At 71.8% G+C, this 16,675-nt stretch carries 14 protein-coding genes; 13 read left to right on the top strand and 1 reads right to left on the bottom strand.

The genetic code is table 11. From position 1 onward, the window contains the following. Positions 1–84: 84 nt before the first annotated feature. On the top strand, positions 85–489 hold the full coding sequence (locus RBJ65_RS08280; protein WP_306316298.1) for a cold-shock protein: 405 nt from the start codon (positions 85–87) through the stop codon (positions 487–489). Between the two features lie 42 nt (positions 490–531). Here the strand turns inward: RBJ65_RS08280 and RBJ65_RS08275 are convergent, their stop codons facing one another. Beyond that, positions 532–1,173 carry a TetR/AcrR family transcriptional regulator gene (locus RBJ65_RS08275; protein WP_306316299.1) on the bottom strand — a complete coding sequence of 214 codons (642 nt, stop codon included), beginning with the start codon at positions 1,171–1,173 and terminating at the stop codon, positions 532–534. Positions 1,174–1,240: 67 nt separating this feature from the next. Here RBJ65_RS08275 and RBJ65_RS08270 point away from each other — a divergent pair, with 67 nt between their 5' ends. From RBJ65_RS08270 to RBJ65_RS08215, 12 genes are all read left to right on the top strand, one after another. Then, positions 1,241–2,719, top strand: coding sequence for an MFS transporter (locus RBJ65_RS08270; protein ID WP_306316300.1), 1,479 nt, complete (start codon positions 1,241–1,243; stop codon positions 2,717–2,719). A 32-nt stretch (positions 2,720–2,751) separates the two neighbouring features. Next, entirely contained in the window at positions 2,752–4,239 is a 1,488-nt protein-coding gene (locus tag RBJ65_RS08265; RefSeq protein WP_306316301.1) for a sulfatase-like hydrolase/transferase, read from the top strand. Between the two features lie 216 nt (positions 4,240–4,455). Beyond that, positions 4,456–6,024 (top strand): ABC transporter substrate-binding protein, encoded by a 1,569-nt coding sequence (locus RBJ65_RS08260; protein WP_306316302.1) that lies wholly within the window; start codon positions 4,456–4,458, stop codon positions 6,022–6,024. An 89-nt stretch (positions 6,025–6,113) separates the two neighbouring features. After that, positions 6,114–7,067, top strand: a complete 954-nt coding sequence (locus RBJ65_RS08255) for an ABC transporter permease (protein WP_306316701.1) — start codon at positions 6,114–6,116, stop codon at positions 7,065–7,067. Then, entirely contained in the window at positions 7,064–7,939 is an 876-nt protein-coding gene (locus tag RBJ65_RS08250; RefSeq protein WP_306316303.1) for an ABC transporter permease, read from the top strand. Before RBJ65_RS08255 ends, RBJ65_RS08250 begins: the two co-directional genes overlap by 4 nt. Beyond that, complete coding sequence (locus RBJ65_RS08245; protein ID WP_306316304.1) at positions 7,936–8,967, top strand: ABC transporter ATP-binding protein; 1,032 nt, start codon at positions 7,936–7,938, stop codon at positions 8,965–8,967. Before RBJ65_RS08250 ends, RBJ65_RS08245 begins: the two co-directional genes overlap by 4 nt. Then, positions 8,964–10,055 (top strand): ABC transporter ATP-binding protein, encoded by a 1,092-nt coding sequence (locus RBJ65_RS08240; protein WP_306316305.1) that lies wholly within the window; start codon positions 8,964–8,966, stop codon positions 10,053–10,055. Before RBJ65_RS08245 ends, RBJ65_RS08240 begins: the two co-directional genes overlap by 4 nt. 8 nt (positions 10,056–10,063) lie before the next feature. Then, positions 10,064–11,920 carry a gamma-glutamyltransferase family protein gene (locus RBJ65_RS08235; RefSeq protein ID WP_306316306.1) on the top strand — a complete coding sequence of 619 codons (1,857 nt, stop codon included), beginning with the start codon at positions 10,064–10,066 and terminating at the stop codon, positions 11,918–11,920. A gap of 140 nt (positions 11,921–12,060) precedes the next feature. Further along, the gene (locus tag RBJ65_RS08230; RefSeq protein WP_306316307.1) at positions 12,061–12,921 is read left to right on the top strand and encodes an inositol monophosphatase family protein; all 861 of its coding nucleotides are present in this window, start codon (positions 12,061–12,063) and stop codon (positions 12,919–12,921) included. Positions 12,922–13,149: 228 nt separating this feature from the next. Beyond that, positions 13,150–14,562: an NAD(P)/FAD-dependent oxidoreductase gene (locus RBJ65_RS08225; protein ID WP_306316702.1), complete on the top strand. Its 1,413-nt coding sequence runs from the start codon at positions 13,150–13,152 to the stop codon at positions 14,560–14,562. 5 nt (positions 14,563–14,567) lie between these two features. Beyond that, positions 14,568–15,095: an O-acetyl-ADP-ribose deacetylase gene (locus RBJ65_RS08220; protein WP_306316308.1), complete on the top strand. Its 528-nt coding sequence runs from the start codon at positions 14,568–14,570 to the stop codon at positions 15,093–15,095. Positions 15,096–15,197: 102 nt separating this feature from the next. Next, positions 15,198–16,664 (top strand): AlkA N-terminal domain-containing protein, encoded by a 1,467-nt coding sequence (locus RBJ65_RS08215; RefSeq protein WP_306316309.1) that lies wholly within the window; start codon positions 15,198–15,200, stop codon positions 16,662–16,664. Positions 16,665–16,675 lie beyond the last annotated feature (11 nt).

The following is a 16,675-nucleotide window of genomic DNA, read 5'->3' as shown; positions in this document are numbered from 1 at the left end:
AGTTCCTCGGTGCGGACCGGTAGGATCCGGAAAAGTTGTTGGAGGCCGCGAGCAATGGGCTCGCTGAGGTGGTTGGGGGTCGGCGTGGCTGCTGGTCGTGTGGTGCGCTTCGACGGGGCGCGTGGTTATGGATTCATCGCGCCGGACGACGGCGGGGAGGACGTCTTTCTGCATGTGAACGACCTCCTGATCCCGGAGTCGTATCTGCGCACCGGGCTCAAGGTCGAGTTCGACATCGAGGAGGGCGACCGCGGCCCGAAGGCCTCGTCCGTGCAGCTCGCCGAGGGCGCCTCCGCGCCCTCGCCCGGCCGGCACGCGGCGGCCGAAGGGGACGACGTGCTGTGCGACGTGCTGCGCGTCGACGAGTTCACGAACGAGGTCACCGAGATGCTGCTGCGCTCGGCGCCCTCGCTCACCGGCGAGCAGATCCTGGCGATCCGCCGGGAGCTGGTGCAGAGCGGCCGCAAGCACGGCTGGGTGGACAGCTGAGGTTCATGACGCCGGCCGGGGTCCACGGACTTCGGCCGGAGTTCACCACCGTACGGGCGTGACCTGCGCGGTGAGCACCGCGACCCCGGCGTCGATGAGGTCGGCGGCGAGCAGCCGCTGATCCGCGACGTCGGGCGCGCCCGACGCCTGGAGCGTCCGCTCGCGCTGCGCCAGCGTGTGCAGCAGCAGGCCGATGAAGAAGTCCCACCTGTTCTCCCGGACCCGCGCCGGGAGCTTTGGCATGCACCGCGAGATCCGCGTGTGCAGCGTCAGCAGGCCGCGCGTCCACGGGTGCGCGCGCAGATCCGTCGGGGCGATGCCCTCGACGTACATCGCGTTGACGACGAACCGCAGGAACCAGCTCGGCCGCTCCGGGTGTTCGAGGCGCTCCACCATCGGGCGCACCAACACCTGCGTCAGCGCGCGCAGTTCGGTCCCGCGCCCCCGCGCGTCCAGCTCTTCGAGGAGTTCCAGCTGGCGTGCCGTGGTGACGGTGAGCCGCTCCTCGTAGATCGCGTCGACCAGGCCCCGCTTCGTACCGAAGTGATAGGCCACCGCGGACGTGTTGCGCTGGTCGGCCGCCGCGGCGATCTCCCGAAGTGACGTGGCGTGGATGCCCTGTTCGGCGAAGAGCCGCTCGGCCACGTCGATGAGGCGGCGCCGGGTGTCGGTCGAAGTGCCCATGGCGTGGAGTGTGCGATGCCTTGTTTGTTTAACGCAAGTGCGTTAACAAGGGCGGCGGGAGGTCGCCATGACCCAGACCACGCCCCGGAACCCGCCCCGGCTCGCCGAGCGCTCCACCGCCGCGTACGTCCTGCGCCTCGTCCCGCTGATCCTGCTCACCGAGGTCGTCGCCCTCGAACTCTCCCTCGTCTACCCGGCGTTGCAGCACATGGCGGCCGAGTTCCGCACCGAGTCGATCGGCTGGACGCTCACCGTCGTCAGCCTCGTCGGGGTGGTGGCGCAGCCGCTGCTCGGCAAGGTCGCCGACGGGCACGGCAAGAAGCGGGTGATCGTGTACGCGGCCGGTGTCTTCGCGGTCGGCTCGCTGGTGTGCGCCCTCGCGCCGAACTTCCCCGTGTTCCTCGTCGGCCGGGCGGCCCAGGGTGTCGCCATGGTCATCGCCCCGGCCGCGTACGGGCTGATCCGTGATGTGTTCCCGGTGCGGGTGGTGCCGGTGGCGATGGGCGCGATCACGACCGGCATCGGCTTCAGCGTCATCCTGGGCCCGGTCGTCGGCGGGGCGCTCGTGCAGTCCTTCGGGTTCCGGGCGATCTTCTGGTTCTGCCTGCTGTACGCGGTGGTGCTCGCGCCGCTGGTGAGCGCCACGTTCCCGGAGTCGGGGGTGCGCCTTCGGCGGCCCGTGGACGTGGCCGGGGGACTGCTCTTCGGGTGCGGGGCGGCCGGTGTGCTGCTCGCCGTGGGGCAGGGGAGCAAGTGGGGGTGGGGCTCGGGGCGGCTGCTCGCGGTGGCCGTCGGGGCGTGCGTACTGCTCGCCCTGTTCGTGGTGTGCGAGCTGCGCGCCGCGGATCCGCTGATCGACCTGCGGCTGCTCACCGGGCCCGCGCTGCGCTGGACGCTGCTCGCCGCGCTCGGCGGGTCCGTGGCGATCGGCGGGGTCGCGCTGACGCTGCCGCAGCTCGTGCAGACGCCGGAGAACACCGGGTTCGGGCTCGGCATGGCGCCGATCGGCGTGGCCGTATTCCTGGTGCCGCAAGGGCTGTTGAGCGCGGCGGGCGGTCCGCTCGGCGGGCTGCTCGCGCGGCGCCGCGCCCCGCGCACGGGGCTGCTCATCGCCCTCGGCTGCCTCGCCACCGCCGCGACGCTGCTGTCCGTGCTGCACACGCGGGTGTGGCACATCCTCCTCGCGGCCCTGTTCATGGGCATCGGATTCGGCTTCTTCTTCGTGTCCGTGTCGAACCTCGTCGTCGAGGCGGTGCCCGCGACCCATACGGGCGTCGGCGCCGGAATGATGGGCGTCGCCAACAACCTCGGCAACGCCACGGGGGTCACCGTCCTCGGCGCCGTGCTCGCCCAGCACGTCCTCGACACCCCCGGTGACGAGGTGCTGTACGGCGAGGCGGGCTATGTGTCCGCGTTCCTGGTGGCGGCGGGCTTCGCCGCCATGGCCCTGCTCGTCGCCGCGTTCATGCGGCACGGGCGAACCCCGGCGACCGGCGGCGTGGGGGCGGTCCCGCGCGAGAACGGCCGCGCAGAAGCCACGTCATGACATGAACTCCCTGGGAAAGAAGGCTGGTTGACATGGCAGAGCCGCACCGTCCCAATATCCTCCTCGTCGTCTCCGACCAGGAACGCCAGCGCGGCTGGCTGCCGCCCACGGTCGAACTCCCGTGGCGTGAGCGGCTGTTGGCCGAGGGCCTGGAGTTCACCAACTACTGGACGCACTCCTCGCCCTGCTCGCCCTCCCGCGCCACGATGATGACCGGCCAGTACGTCACCCAGCACCAGGTCGCCGAGAACGTCATCTTCCCGTGGCAGCCCGAGCTCGACCCGGCCACCACCACCATCGGCGGCGCCCTGCGGCAGGCCGGGTACCGGTCCTCGTACATCGGAAAGTGGCACCTGTCCCGCTCGGCCCAGCCCGACATGGAGGCGTACGGCTACGGCGACTGGGACGGCAACGACCACCACTTCATGGGGCTCGCCGGCACCGGAGTGCACTTCGACCCGGTCATCGCGAACAACGCCGCGCACTGGCTGCGCCGCAACGCCGACGCGCGGGACCCCTGGTTCCTCACCGTCGCGCTCGTCAACCCGCACGACGTGATGTGGTACCCGATCGACCAGCCCGAGTACCAGCGCTCGCACCCCAAGGCGATGGAGTTCATCCGCCAGTTCCTCGACGGCGACTGGGGCGGCGGCCAGGCCATCCCGCCCTACGAGCAGCCGTACGACGAGGTGTTCAGCGAACTGCCCGACAACTTCGACGACGACCTGCACACCAAGCCCGACACCCACCGGCAGTGGCGGCACGACCAGCAGCACAGCCTGTACGGCCGCATCGACCCGGCCGACAAGGGCGCGTGGCTGCGCCAGCTCGACTACTACGCCCAACTGCACCGGCTCGCCGACGAATCGCTCGGCAAGGTGCTCGGCGCGCTTGAGGAGTCCGGCGGCTGGGACGACACCGTCGTCATCTTCACGTCCGACCACGGCGACATGTGCGGCGGCCACGGCCTGCGCTCCAAGGGGCCGTTCGTCTACGACGAGATCATGCGCGTGCCCTGCTACGTGAAGGTGCCCGGCACGACCCGCCCCGGCACGGTCACCGACTCCCTCGCCTCGCACGTCGACCTCGCCTCGACGATCTGCGCGCTCGCCGGGGTGCCGGCGCCGGACTCGTTCCGAGGGGTGGACCTCACGCCCGTGTTCCGGGACCCGCGGGCGTCGGTGCGCGACTACGTGCTGTTCGCGCACGAGGCCACGCACACCCGCCGTATCCAGCAGACCCGGTACGCGGTGCGCGGCATGTTCGACGGCCGGTTCAAGTACGCCCGCTACTTCGGCGTCGGCGGCGGACTCCCCGCCGACCAGGGAGCGAAGCCGGAGCCCTCCCGGATGCTGTACGGGCCGGACGCCGACTTCGACGACAACGACCACGAGCTGTACGACCTCCAGGAGGATCCCGGCGAGTTGGTGAATCTCGCCATGGACCGGGCGCGGCGGGCCGAGGTCAGGGAGCGGTTCGGGAAGCTGCGGGAGGTGGAGGCGAGGGACTTCGCGCGCTGACCGATCTGGGGTGGGCGCCCCGTTTTGCCGCTCGTGTTTATCCAATCTTCACCGAGGGTTGTCCGGGATCCGGACAACCCTCTTGTGTGCGGACTGTATGCGAAATACGTTCTTCCGTATTCCTTGATCGCTCACCGATCGCCCACCCCTCATTCCTGGCGGAGGTAAGCCCTCGTGCGCCGAACAGCGGTTGCCCTGACGGCAGTTGTCCTGGCGATGTCCACTCTGGCGGGCTGCGGCTCCCTGCAGTCCACGGCCACGGAGGTGGGCGGGGAGCGGATGACCGACGACCGCCCGGTCCGGGACGGCGGAACGCTGACCGTGGCCCTCAACGCCGATCCCGACAAGCTCGACCCGACCCTCGCCCAGACCCTCGTGGGCCGCACCGTCTTCGCGGGCATGTGCGAGAAGCTCTACGACGTCGACCAGCAGGGCAAGGTGATACCCCAACTCGCCACCCACGAGCCCGACGTCTCGAAGGACGGCCGCACCGTCACCTTCGACGTACGCAAGGACGCCAAGTTCAGCGACGGCACCAAGCTGACCGCCGACGCCGTCGTCACCTCCCTGCTGCGCCACCGCGACCTCTCCGGCTCCGCCCGCGCCACCGAACTCGCCCCGCTCAAGTCGGCGAAGGCCACCGGCCCGTACAGCGTGAAGCTCACCCTCAAGCAGCCGTACGTGCCGCTGCCCGCCGTGCTCGCCGACCGGGCCGGCATGGTGATGTCGCCGAAGGCACTCAAGAAGTACGGCAAGAACTTCACCAACCACCCTTCCTGCGTGGGGCCGTATCGGTTCGTGGAGCGGGTCGGCGGTGACCGCATCGTGGTCGCCAAGGACCCCAACTACTACGACGCCAAGGACGTCCACCTCGACAAGGTGATCTACAAGCCGATCCCCGACGGCAGCGTCCGCCTCGCCAACGTGCGCTCCGGCGATGTCCAGGTCGGTGACCAGATGGTGCCCGTCGATGTGAAGAGCGCGCTCACCGACGACAAGCTGCAACTGCTCAACTCGCCCTCGCAGGGCTACCAGGGCATCGGCATCAACGTCGGCAACGTCAAGGGACTCGGCCAGGCCCCCGGGAAGATCGACACCCCGATGGCGAAGGACGTCCGGGTCCGCGAGGCCTTCGAGCTGGCCATTGATCGCAAGCTCATCAACAAGGTCGCCTTCCAGGGCATGTACGAGCCCGCCTGCGGCCCCATGTCCCCGAAGTCCGCGGTCGCGCCCGGCGTCAAGGCGTCCGAGTGCCCCGGACGCGACGTCCCCAAGGCGAAGAGGCTGCTCAAGGAGGCCGGGGTCAAGACGCCCGTGCGCGTCGAGCTGAAGATCCCCACGACACCCGAGTGGAGCCGCATCGGCCAGGTCATCCAGGCCATGGTCAAGGACGCGGGCTTCGCCCTGTCCCTGCGACCCACCGAGTACGCCACCATGCTCGAAGAGACCGACGACGGCCACTACGAGGCCTTCCAGAGCGGCTGGTCGGGACGGCTCGACCCAGACGGCAACATCGCCAGCTTCCTCCAGACCAAGGGCGCCATGAACGCCTACGGCCTGTCGAACCCGAAGATCGACGAGCTGATCAAGCGCGGCCGCGCCGAGTCCGACACCGCCGAACGCAACAAGATCTACGCGGAGTTGATCCGCGAGGTGAACGCCGAGCACACCCTGATCTACCTCTACCGCCAGAAGAACTACGTCGTCGCCGGGAAGGACGTCTCGGGCCTGCGCGTCTACGGCGACGGCCTCGTCCGGGTCAAGGATGCGGGGTACGTGAAGTGACGACCGCTCAGATACCGGCGGAGAAGGCTTCCTCGAAGAAGCCGGGCGCCGAGAAGAAGCCCGGGGCCGGACCGCTCGCCGGGCACCCCATGGCCGCGTACGTCCTGACCCGTATCCGGCAGTCCATCGTGACGATGTTCCTCGTGTCGGTCGTCGTGTTCGCCGGCATTCGCGCGCTGCCCGGCGACCCGGCGCTCGCCCTCGCCGGCGAGGAGCGCAGCCCGAAGGCGCTGGCCGCGATCCGCGCCGCGTACGGGCTCGACGACAACATCGTGGTCCAGTACGGGCGGTTCATCGGGCACGCCCTCCAGGGCGACCTCGGCAACTCCTCGCGCACCGGCCTCCCGGTCGCGGACGCCATCGCGCAGGCGCTGCCCGTCACCCTCGAACTCGCCGCGCTCTCCCTGCTGTTGGCGATCGTGCTCGGTGTCGGCGCCGGTGTGGTCGCGGCCGTGCGGCGCGGCAAGCCCGCCGAGTGGATCGCCAACGCCCTTGCCCTGCTCGGACTTTCGGTGCCGACCTTCTGGCTCGGCATCGTGCTCGTGCTCGCCTTCGCGATCGCCGTGCCGGTCTTCGCGGCTTCCGGATTCGTGCCCTTCGGCACCGACCCGATCGACAACCTGCGCCGCATGGTGCTGCCCGCGATCGTCCTCGGCTCCGGGCTCGCCGCCGTCGTCATGCGGCAGACCCGCGCCGCGATGCTCGACTCGCTCTCCGCGGACTACGTGCGCACGGCCCGCGCCAAGGGGCTCTCGCGCCGCGAGGTGGTCGGCGGGCACGCGCTGCGCAACTCGCTCGTCACCGTCGTCACCGTGCTCGGCCTGCAACTCGGCCACCTGATCTCCGGCGCCGTCGTCACCGAGCAGATCTTCGTGCTCCCCGGCTTCGGCAAGCTCACCATCGACGCCGTCTTCACCCGCGACTACGCGACGCTGCAAGGCGTGGTGCTGTGCACGTCGTTCGCGTACATCTTCATCAACCTGCTGGTCGACGTGGCGTACTCGGTCATCGACCCGCGCATCCGGCTCGGAGGTGCCCGGTGACCACGCTCACCCTCACAACGGTCCGCGCCCGGGTCGCGGGCAACGGCAAACTGCGCGCCCTGCGCAGGAACAAGCTCGCCATGACCGGCGCCGTCATCGCCGCGATCTTCGTGCTCGCCGCGCTGTTCGCGCCGCTCGTCGCCCCGTACGACCCCGCGCGCGCGGACTTCGGACACGTGCTCGCCGCCCCGAGCTGGGCGCACTGGCTGGGCACCGACGACCTGGGGCGCGACCAGTTGTCCCGGGTCGTGTTCGGGGCGCGGGCCTCGATGCAGGTCGGGGTGCTGGCCGTCGTGCTCGCCTTCGTGATCGGCGTACCGCTCGGGCTGCTCGCCGGGTACTACGGCAAGGTCGCCGACAGCGTCGTCTCCCGCGTCACCGACACGATGCTCGCGTTCCCGTTCCTGGTCCTTGCCGTCGGCCTCGCCGCCGTCCTCGGCCCCTCGCTCGGCAACGCGACGATCGCCATCGGCATCTCCCAGATCCCCGCCGTCATACGTATAACCCGAGCCGAGACGCTCCGCCTCAAGCACGTCGACTACGTGGCCGCCGCCGTCGCCAACGGAGGCGGGGACGGCACCATCCTGTTCCGGCACATCCTGCCCAACGCCACCTCCGCCCTGACCGTGCAGGCCACCGTCGGCATCCCCGCCGCCATCATCGGCGAGGCCCTGCTCAGCTTCCTCGGCCTCGGGGTGCAGCCGCCCGAGCCGTCCCTCGGCGTGATGCTCTCCTCCGCCCAGTCCTTCCTCGCGCCCGCGCCCTGGATGGCGGTCTTCCCTGGCCTCGCCGTGGTCGCCGCGACCCTGGCGTTCAACCTGCTCGGCGACGGCCTGCGCGACGTCCTCGACCCCCGTGGAGCGACCCGATGAGCGACCAGTTTTCTACAGAGGCCGCCACTGAACCCGTACTCAGCGTGCGCGACCTCTCCGTCTCGTTCCGCTCCGACACCCGCACCGTGCACGCCGTCGACCAGGTCTCCTTCGACCTGCGCGCCGGTGAAGTGCTCGCCGTGGTCGGGGAGTCGGGCTGCGGCAAGTCCGTCACCTCCATGGCCGTCATGGGGCTGCTGCCGCCCACCGCGCACATCACCGGCTCCGTGCGGATCGGCGAGCGGGAACTCGCGGGCGCCGACGACAAGGCGTACGGGAAGATCCGCGGCAACGACATCGCCATGATCTTCCAGGAGCCGATGACCTCCCTGAACCCGGTGCTCACCATCGGCCGGCAGATCGGTGAAGTGCTCCGCCGCCACCAGGGGTTGAGCAAGAAGGCGGCACGCGCGCGTGCCGTCGAACTCCTCGACCTCGTCGGCATCCCCGCGCCCGCCCAGCGCATCGACGAATACCCGCACCAGCTCTCCGGCGGCATGCGGCAACGCGTCATGATCGCCATCGCGGTCGCCTGCGACCCCGCCGTCCTCATCGCCGACGAGCCGACGACGGCGCTCGACGTCACCGTGCAGGCGGGCATCCTTGAGGTGCTCCAGTCGCTGCGCGAACGGCTCGGCACCGCCATCGTCCTCATCACGCACGACCTCGGCGTCGTCGCCGACACCGCCGACCGGGTGCTCGTCATGTACGCGGGCCGCCCCGTCGAACAGGCGCCGGTGCACGAGCTGTTCGCCGACCCCAAGCACCCGTACACGCGCGGACTGCTCTCCGCCGTGCTGCGCCCCGGCGGCGAGGGCAAGCGGCGGCTCCCCGAGATCCCCGGCCTCGTGCCGAGCCTCGACGCGCAGCCCGACGCCTGCACCTTCGCGCCGCGCTGCGCCCGCGCCGACGACACCTGTACGTCGAGCCGCCCCGGCCTCAAGGCCGTCTCGGCGGACGCCGGGGCCGACGCCCCGCACCGCGCCGCCTGCTGGCACCCGCACACCCTCCAGGAGACCGCGTCATGAGTGCCGATAACGTCCTTGAAGGCGACAACGTCCTTGAACTTGAAGCCGACAACGTCCTTGAACTCGTCGACCTGGAACGCCACTTCGCGGGCTCCGGCGGCACCGTGCGCGCCGCCGACGGCGTCACCCTGACCGTCGGGCGCGGCGAGGTCGTCGGCCTCGTCGGCGAGTCCGGCAGCGGCAAGTCGACCGTGGGGCGCTGCGCCGTCCGCCTCGACGAGCCCACCGGCGGCACCGTCCGCATCAACGGCACCGACGTGACGTCCATGTCGCGGCGCGCCCTGCGGCCGCTGCGCAAGGACTTCCACCTCGTCTTCCAGGACCCCTCGTCCTCCCTCGACCCGCGCATGACGGTCGGCGAGATCATCGCGGAGCCGCTGCGGCTGCACCGCATCGTGCGCGGCAAGGAGGAGGCGCGCGCGCGTGTGGCCGAACTCCTCGGCCACGTAGGGCTGCGCCCCGAGCACGCCGACCGGCACCCGCACGAACTCTCCGGCGGCCAGCGCCAACGCATCTCCATCGCGCGCGCGTTGTGCGTCGACCCGGACCTCCTGATCGCCGACGAGCCGACCTCCGCGCTCGACGTCTCCGTACAGGCCTCCGTCCTCAACCTCCTCGCCGACCTGCAACGCGACCGGGGCTTCGGCTGCCTGTTCATCACGCACGACCTGGCGGCCGTCGAGTACCTCGCCGACCGGATCGCCGTCATGTACCTCGGCCAGATCGTCGAACAGGCCCCCACGCGCGAGCTGTTCGCCGACCCGAAGCACCCCTACACGCAGGCGCTGCTCTCGGCCGCGCCCGTCCCCGACCCGGCGACGCAGCGCGGCCGCGAACGCATCGTCCTCAGCGGCGAGTTGCCCAGCCCGCTCGATCCGCCGCCCGGCTGCCGCTTCCACACCCGCTGCCCGCTCGCCGTCGACCGCTGCCGCACCGAAGTCCCGGAGCTGCGGGTGCTGGAGGGCGGCCGTGAGGTCTCCTGCCACCTCGTCGCCGACGACGGCACCGCGCCGGACGCCGCCGCACCCCCGGAGGCGCTGTCAGCAGCGTCTCGTACGATCCCGAACAGCCGCACCGCCACCAGCTAGGAGCCTCCTTGTTCACCACCCGCCCGACCCTCCAGGGCACCTTCGGCATGGTGTCCTCGACGCACTACCTCGCCTCCCAGTCCGCCATGGCGGTCCTGGAGGACGGCGGCAACGCCTACGACGCCGCCGTCGCCGCCGGCTTCGTGCTGCACGTCGTGGAGCCGCACCTCAACGGCCCGGCCGGCGAGGTGCCGATCATCCTGGCGCCGACCGGGGGAGAGGTGCGGGTGCTGTGCGGGCAGGGCGTGGCCCCGGCGGGCGCGACCGTCGCGCACTACAAGTCCCTCGGCCTCGACCTCGTCCCCGGTACGGGGCCGCTCGCGTCCGCCGTGCCCGGCGCGTTCGACGCCTGGATGCTCCTGCTCAAGGACCACGGCACCAAGACCCTCGCCGAGGTCCTCAAGTACGCCATCGGGTACGCCGAGGACGGGCACGCGCCCGTGGAGCGCGTCGGCGAGACCGTCGAGACCGTACGCGAGCTCTTCGAGACCGAGTGGCCGTCCTCCGCCGAGGTCTACCTGACCGACGGCGCGTCCCCGAAGCCGGGCGAACTGCTGCGCAACAAGCAGCTCGCCGCCACCTGGAAGCGCCTCATAGCCGAGTCCGAGGAGGCGGGCGGCACCGACCGCGCCGCGCAGATCGAGGCCGCGCGGAAGGTGTGGCGCGAGGGCTTCATCGCCGAGGCCCTGGTACGCCAGTCCCAGCGGCCCACCAAGGACACCAGCGGCGAGCGGCACACCGGCACGCTGACCCTCGACGACCTCAAGGGCTGGTCGGCGACGTACGAGGCCCCGGCGACGTACGACTGGAACGGCTGGACGCTGTGCAAGGCCGGCGGCTGGAGCCAGGGCCCCGCCTTCCTCCAGCAGCTCGCGCTGCTCCCGCCCGAACTGCCCGCCTACGGGTCCGCCGACTACGTGCACCTGCTGATCGAGGGCTGCAAGCTCGCGATGGCGGACCGCGAGGCCTGGTACGGCGACGCATCGGAGGTGCCGGTCGAGGCGCTGCTCTCGGACGAGTACAACACCGCGCGGCGGGCCCTCATCGACCCGGAGAAGGCCTCGGTGGAGCTGCGCCCCGGCAGCCCGCTGGGCGCCGAGCCGCGCCTGAGCGCGCACGCGCACGCGGTCGCCTCCGGGGAGGAGGGCTTCGACGCGATGGGCGTCGCGGGCGCGGGCGAGCCGACGGTGCAGAAGTCGACCTCGGACGCGTCGGCCGCGTCGGCCGCGTCGGACGAGGAGGTCGCCGAGAACGGCGCCACCCGCGGCGACACCTGCCACATCGACATCGTCGACCGCTGGGGCAACATGGTCGCCGCGACGCCCTCCGGCGGCTGGCTCCAGTCCAACCCGGTCGTGCCCGAACTCGGCTTCCCGCTCGGCACCCGCCTCCAGATGGCGTGGCTCGACGAGGACCTGCCGAACTCCCTCACGCCCGGCAAGCGCCCCCGTACGACGCTGACGCCGTCGCTCGCCCTGAAGGACGGCGTCCCGGTCATGGCCTTCGGCACCCCCGGCGGCGACCAGCAGGACCAGTGGCAGGTGCACTTCCTCCTGGCGGTGGCGCTGCGCGGCTCGGTGCGCGGCGGCCTCGACCTCCAGGGCGCGATCGACGCCCCGAACTGGCACAACGACTCGTTCCCTGGCTCCTTCTTCCCGCGCGGTATGCGACCTGGCTCGGTCACCGTCGAGGCGCGCATGGACGCGGAGGTCGTCGCCGAGCTGCGCCGCCGCGGCCACGACGTGACCGTCGGCGAGCCCTGGTCCGAGGGCCGCCTGTGCGCCGTCGCCCGCGACCCGCGCACCGGCGTCCTGTCGGCGGCGGCGAACCCGCGCGGCATGCAGGGATACGCGGTCGGCCGCTGACGGATCACGCTCCGCCTGGCCCGGATCACGCTCCGCCCGGCCCGGATCACGCTGCGTGTGGCCCCTGGAAATCATCCGGGGGCCACCTGCCGTTCACCTGCCGTGCGGGCGTTGTCAGTGGGCCGTGTTCTCATAGAGGCATGATCGAAACGAAGACGGAAAGCATCGAAGACTTTCTGACCAGCAAGGTGACCAGCGACCTCGTCCGCGACGTGGAGCGCGTCGTCCGCGCCGCCGCGGCGGCCGAGATCAGCCCCCGCTTCCGGCAGCTCGACGCCCACGAGATCGAGGAGAAGAGCGCGCCGCACGACCTCGTGACGGTCGCCGACAAGCGCGCCGAGGAGTACCTCACGCGCGAGCTGCCCGCCCTCCTTCCCGGCTCCGTCGTGGTCGGCGAGGAAGCCGTCGCGGCCGACCCCACCACGTACGAGGCGATAGCCGGCACGGCTCCGGTCTGGATCGTCGACCCGGTCGACGGCACCCGCCAGTTCGTCCACGGCGACCCCGGCTTCTGCACCCTCGTCGCCCTCGCGCTCGACGGCGTCGTGCTCGCCTCCTGGACGTACGCGCCCGCGCTCGACGAGATGGCCGTGGCGGTCCGCGGCCGCGGCGCCCGCCTCAACGGCGAGGTGCTGCACGCCGGACCCCCGGCGCCCGGCACCGACCTGCGGGTCGCCACCTCCCACCCCGACTTCACGACCGACGAGCAGAAGCGGGCCCTGCTGGGGCTGCGTACGGATGGTGTGGCGCCGCGGCCGTGCGGTTCGGCGGGGCTTGAATATCTGGGCATCGCGCGCGGCGCCGTCGACGCGATCGCCTTCAGCTGGGAGCTGGCCTGGGACCACGCGGCCGGGGTTCTCCTGGTCGAAGAGGCGGGCGGCGCGCACCTCACGCGCGAGGGTGTCCCGTTCTCGATCCGCGGCGGCAACGCGTTGCCGTTCACGGCGGCGCGGGACGTGTCCACCGCGCGGCGGGTGGCGGGATTGCTGGCGGCCTCGTAGCGCCGCCTCTGCGGCGCTTGAGCAGCGGGGTCCGGGGCGGAGCCCCGAGTCCGCAACGCCGGTTCGGCCATTCAAGCCCCGCCGGCGATTGAGGCGCGGGGTCCGGGGCAGAGCCCCGTGGCGTGGGATGACGGGGGCCCGCACCCGGGAACCGGTGTTGTCGGTGGCCCGGCATATCCTGGGCTCGCAGTGGCCATCGGCTGACGAAGGAGTCCGAAGGTGCCGTCGATGCTCGATGCCGTCGTCGTGGGTGCGGGGCCGAACGGCCTGACCGCGGCCGTTGAACTGGCCAGGCGCGGCTTCAACGTCGCCGTGTTCGAGGCCAAGGACACCGTGGGCGGCGGCGCCCGCACCGAGGAGCTCACCCTCCCCGGCTTCCGCCACGACCCGTGCTCGGCGGCCCACCCCCTCGGCATCAACTCCCCGGCGTTCAGGGACCTCCCGCTGCACCGCTACGGCCTCGACTGGGTGCAGCACGAGCTGCCGATGGCGCACCCGTTCCCCGACGGCTCGGCGGCGATCCTGTCCCGCTCCGTCGCCGAGACCGCCGCGTCGTTCGGCCCGCGCGACGCGGGAACGTACCGCCGCCTGGTCGAGCCACTGCTCCCGCACTGGGACACCCTCGTACGGGACTTCATGTCGCTGCCGCTCACCGCGCTGCCGCGCGACCCGGTGACGCTCGCCCGCTTCGGCCTCGTCGGCCTGCCGCCGTCGACGTGGCTGATGCGCCGCTTCCGCGACGAGAAGGCGCCCGCCCTGTTCGCGGGCCTCGTCGCCCACGTCATCGCGCCGCTCGGCGGTTTCGCGACGTCGGCGATCGGCCTGGTCTTCGCGCTGGCCGCGCACGCGCGCGGGTGGCCCGTGGCGCGCGGCGGCTCCCAGGCGATCTGCGACGCGCTCACGGCGTACCTGAAGGACCTCGGCGGCGCCGTGCACACCGACTACGAGGTGAAGCGGCTCGACGACCTGCCGCCCGCCCGCGCCTACATCTTCGACACGTCGCCCAAGGCCGTCGCCAGGATCGCCGGCCTCGGCCGCTATTACGACCGGTTCCGGTACGGGGCCGGCGTCTTCAAGGTCGACTACGCGCTGGACGGGCCGGTGCCGTGGACCGCGAAGGAGGCGAGGACGGCGGGCACGGTGCAGGTCGGCCCGTACCGCAAGGACATCGGCAAGGCGCTCAACGCCGTCTCGCACGAGGGCCGCGGCCCCGACGCCCCGTTCCTCATCACCGTGCAGCCGACCGTCGCCGACCCCACGCGCGCCCCCGAGGGCAAGCACACCTTCTGGGCGTACGGCCACGTCCCGAACGGCTGGGACGGCGACCTCACCGACGCCATCGAACGCCAACTGGAGCGCTTCGCCCCGGGGTTCAGGGACCGGGTCCTCGCGCGCGCGACGGCGGGCCCGCCGCAGATGGCGGCCCGCAACGCCAACTACGTAGGCGGAGACATCGCCTCGGGAGCCGCGAGCGGCCTCCAACTCCTCCTGCGCCCCAAGCTCTCCCTCTCCCCGTACACCACCCCGCACCCCGCCGTGTACATCTGCTCATCGGCGTCCCCGCCGGGCCCCGGCGTCCACGGCATGTCCGGGCACAACGCCGCGAAAGCGGTGTGGCGCAGACTGCGAACGGAGGCGTAGACGTCATGAGCGTGCGCACGGTCGTCGTCCAGGGCGACATCACCGAGCAGGAGGTGGACGCCGTGGTGAACGCGGCGAACTCCTCGCTCCTGGGCGGCGGGGGAGTGGACGGCGCGATCCACCGCCGCGGCGGCCCCGAGATCCTGGCCGCCTGCCGCGCACTGCGGGCCGGGCACTACGGCAAGGGCCTGCCCACCGGCCAGGCGGTCGCGACGACGGCGGGCCGCCTCCCGGCCCGTTACGTCATCCACACGGTGGGCCCCCGCTGGTCCACGACCGAGGACCGCTCGGCCCTCCTCGCCTCCTGCTACCGCGAGTCCCTCCGGGTGGCGGACGAGCTCCACGCGCGCGTGGTCGCCTTCCCGGCGATCTCCACGGGAATCTACGGGTGGCCCTTGGAGGACGGGGCCCGCATCGCGGTGGAAACGGTCCGCGACACGGCGACCTCCGTGGAGGAGGTCCGCTTCGTGGTCTTCGACGACCACGCGAAGACCGCGTTCGAGCGGGCGAAATCAAGCCTCTGCGGCGATTGAGCAGCCGGGTCCGGGGCAGCGCCCCGAGTCCGCGACGACGGCGCCGACGTACATGTCGAATTTCCGCCAGCCAAGCCCCTCACCATGCGGGACGCTTAACGCATGCACACCGACCGAGACCGCTGCGTACGCGCCGTACAGGCCAAGGACACCCGTTTCGACGGAGTCTTCTACACCGCCGTGGTGACCACCAGGATCTACTGCCGCCCCGGCTGCCCGGTCGTGCCGCCCAAGCCCCGCAACATGCGCTTCTACCCCAGCGCCGCCGCCTGCCAGCAGGCCGGATTCCGCGCGTGCAAGCGGTGCCGCCCCGACGCGAGCCCCGGCTCCCCGGAGTGGAACCAGCGCGCCGACCTCACGGCCCGCGCGATGCGCCTCATCGGCGACGGCGTCGTGGACCGCGAAGGCGTGCCGGGCCTCGCCCGCCGCCTCGGCTACAGCGCCCGCCAGATCGAACGGCAACTCCTCGCGGAACTCGGCGCGGGACCCCTCGCCCTGGCCCGCGCACAGCGCGCCCAGACGGCCCGCCTCCTCATCGAGACCACCGAACTCCCGCTCGTGGACGTCGCGTTCGCGTCCGGCTTCGCCTCGGTCCGCACCTTCAACGAGACGGTCCGCGAGGTCTACGCACTGTCGCCGACGGACCTGCGCACCCGCGCGCCCCAAGGCCGTACGGGCACTGCCGGAGTCCTCACGCTCCGCCTCCCGTTCCGCACACCCCTCAACCCCGACAACCTCTTCGGCCACCTCGCCGCGACCGCCGTGCCCGGCGTGGAGGAGTGGCGCGACGGCGCGTACCGGCGCACCCTCCGCCTCCCGTACGGCCACGGCATCGTGAGCCTCACACCCGGCGCCGAGTACATCGGCTGCCGCCTGATCCTCTCCGACCACCGCGACCTGACCGTCGCGATCAGCCGCTGCCGCCACATGCTCGACCTGGACGCGGACCCGGTGGCGGTGGACGACCAGCTCCGCACCGACCCCCTCCTCGCCCCGCTCGTCGACAAGGCCCCAGGACGCCGTGTCCCGCGCACCGTCGACGAGGCCGAGTTCGCGGTGCGCGCGGTGCTCGGCCAGCAGGTGTCGACGGCCGCCGCCCGCACCCACGCCGCCCGCCTCGTCCTCGCCCACGGCGAACCGGTCGAGGACCCCGAGGGCGGCCTCACCCACCTCTTCCCGTCCCCGACGGCCCTCGCCTCTCTCGACCCGGAATCCCTCGCGCTGCCCCGCAGCCGCCGCACCACCCTCACCACTCTCGTACGCCAACTGGCCGACGGAGAACTGACGTTGGGCCCGGAGTCCGACTGGGACGAGGCCCGCGCCCGGCTCGCCGAACTGCCCGGCTTCGGCCCCTGGACCATCGAGGCCATCGCCATGCGCGCCCTCGGCGACCCGGACGCCTTCCTCCCCACCGACCTCGGAATGCGCCGCGCCGCACAGGAGTTGGGCCTGCCCCACACTCCGGCGGCCCTCACCGCACGGGCGGCGGCCTGGCGCCCCTGGCGCGCGTACGCGACCCAGTACCTGTGGGCGACCGACAGCCACCCGATCAACTTCCTTCCTACGTAAGGAACACCAGC

The organism is Streptomyces sp. KL109B (assembly GCF_030766935.1).
Classification (GTDB): domain Bacteria; phylum Actinomycetota; class Actinomycetes; order Streptomycetales; family Streptomycetaceae; genus Streptomyces.
Note: the sequence above shows the minus strand (reverse complement) of the source record. Positions and strands in the feature narration are given on the sequence as shown.

Coding starts and splice junctions, on each gene's coding strand:
- RBJ65_RS08240 (WP_306316305.1), top strand. CDS start 8,964: ATGAGTGCCGATAACGTCCTTGAAGGCGACAACGTCCTTGAACTTGAA.
- RBJ65_RS08270 (WP_306316300.1), top strand. CDS start 1,241: ATGACCCAGACCACGCCCCGGAACCCGCCCCGGCTCGCCGAGCGCTCC.
- RBJ65_RS08275 (WP_306316299.1), bottom strand. CDS start 1,173: ATGGGCACTTCGACCGACACCCGGCGCCGCCTCATCGACGTGGCCGAG.
- RBJ65_RS08215 (WP_306316309.1), top strand. CDS start 15,198: ATGCACACCGACCGAGACCGCTGCGTACGCGCCGTACAGGCCAAGGAC.
- RBJ65_RS08245 (WP_306316304.1), top strand. CDS start 7,936: ATGAGCGACCAGTTTTCTACAGAGGCCGCCACTGAACCCGTACTCAGC.
- RBJ65_RS08260 (WP_306316302.1), top strand. CDS start 4,456: ATGTCCACTCTGGCGGGCTGCGGCTCCCTGCAGTCCACGGCCACGGAG.
- RBJ65_RS08265 (WP_306316301.1), top strand. CDS start 2,752: ATGGCAGAGCCGCACCGTCCCAATATCCTCCTCGTCGTCTCCGACCAG.
- RBJ65_RS08255 (WP_306316701.1), top strand. CDS start 6,114: ATGGCCGCGTACGTCCTGACCCGTATCCGGCAGTCCATCGTGACGATG.
- RBJ65_RS08230 (WP_306316307.1), top strand. CDS start 12,061: ATGATCGAAACGAAGACGGAAAGCATCGAAGACTTTCTGACCAGCAAG.
- RBJ65_RS08220 (WP_306316308.1), top strand. CDS start 14,568: ATGAGCGTGCGCACGGTCGTCGTCCAGGGCGACATCACCGAGCAGGAG.
- RBJ65_RS08225 (WP_306316702.1), top strand. CDS start 13,150: ATGCTCGATGCCGTCGTCGTGGGTGCGGGGCCGAACGGCCTGACCGCG.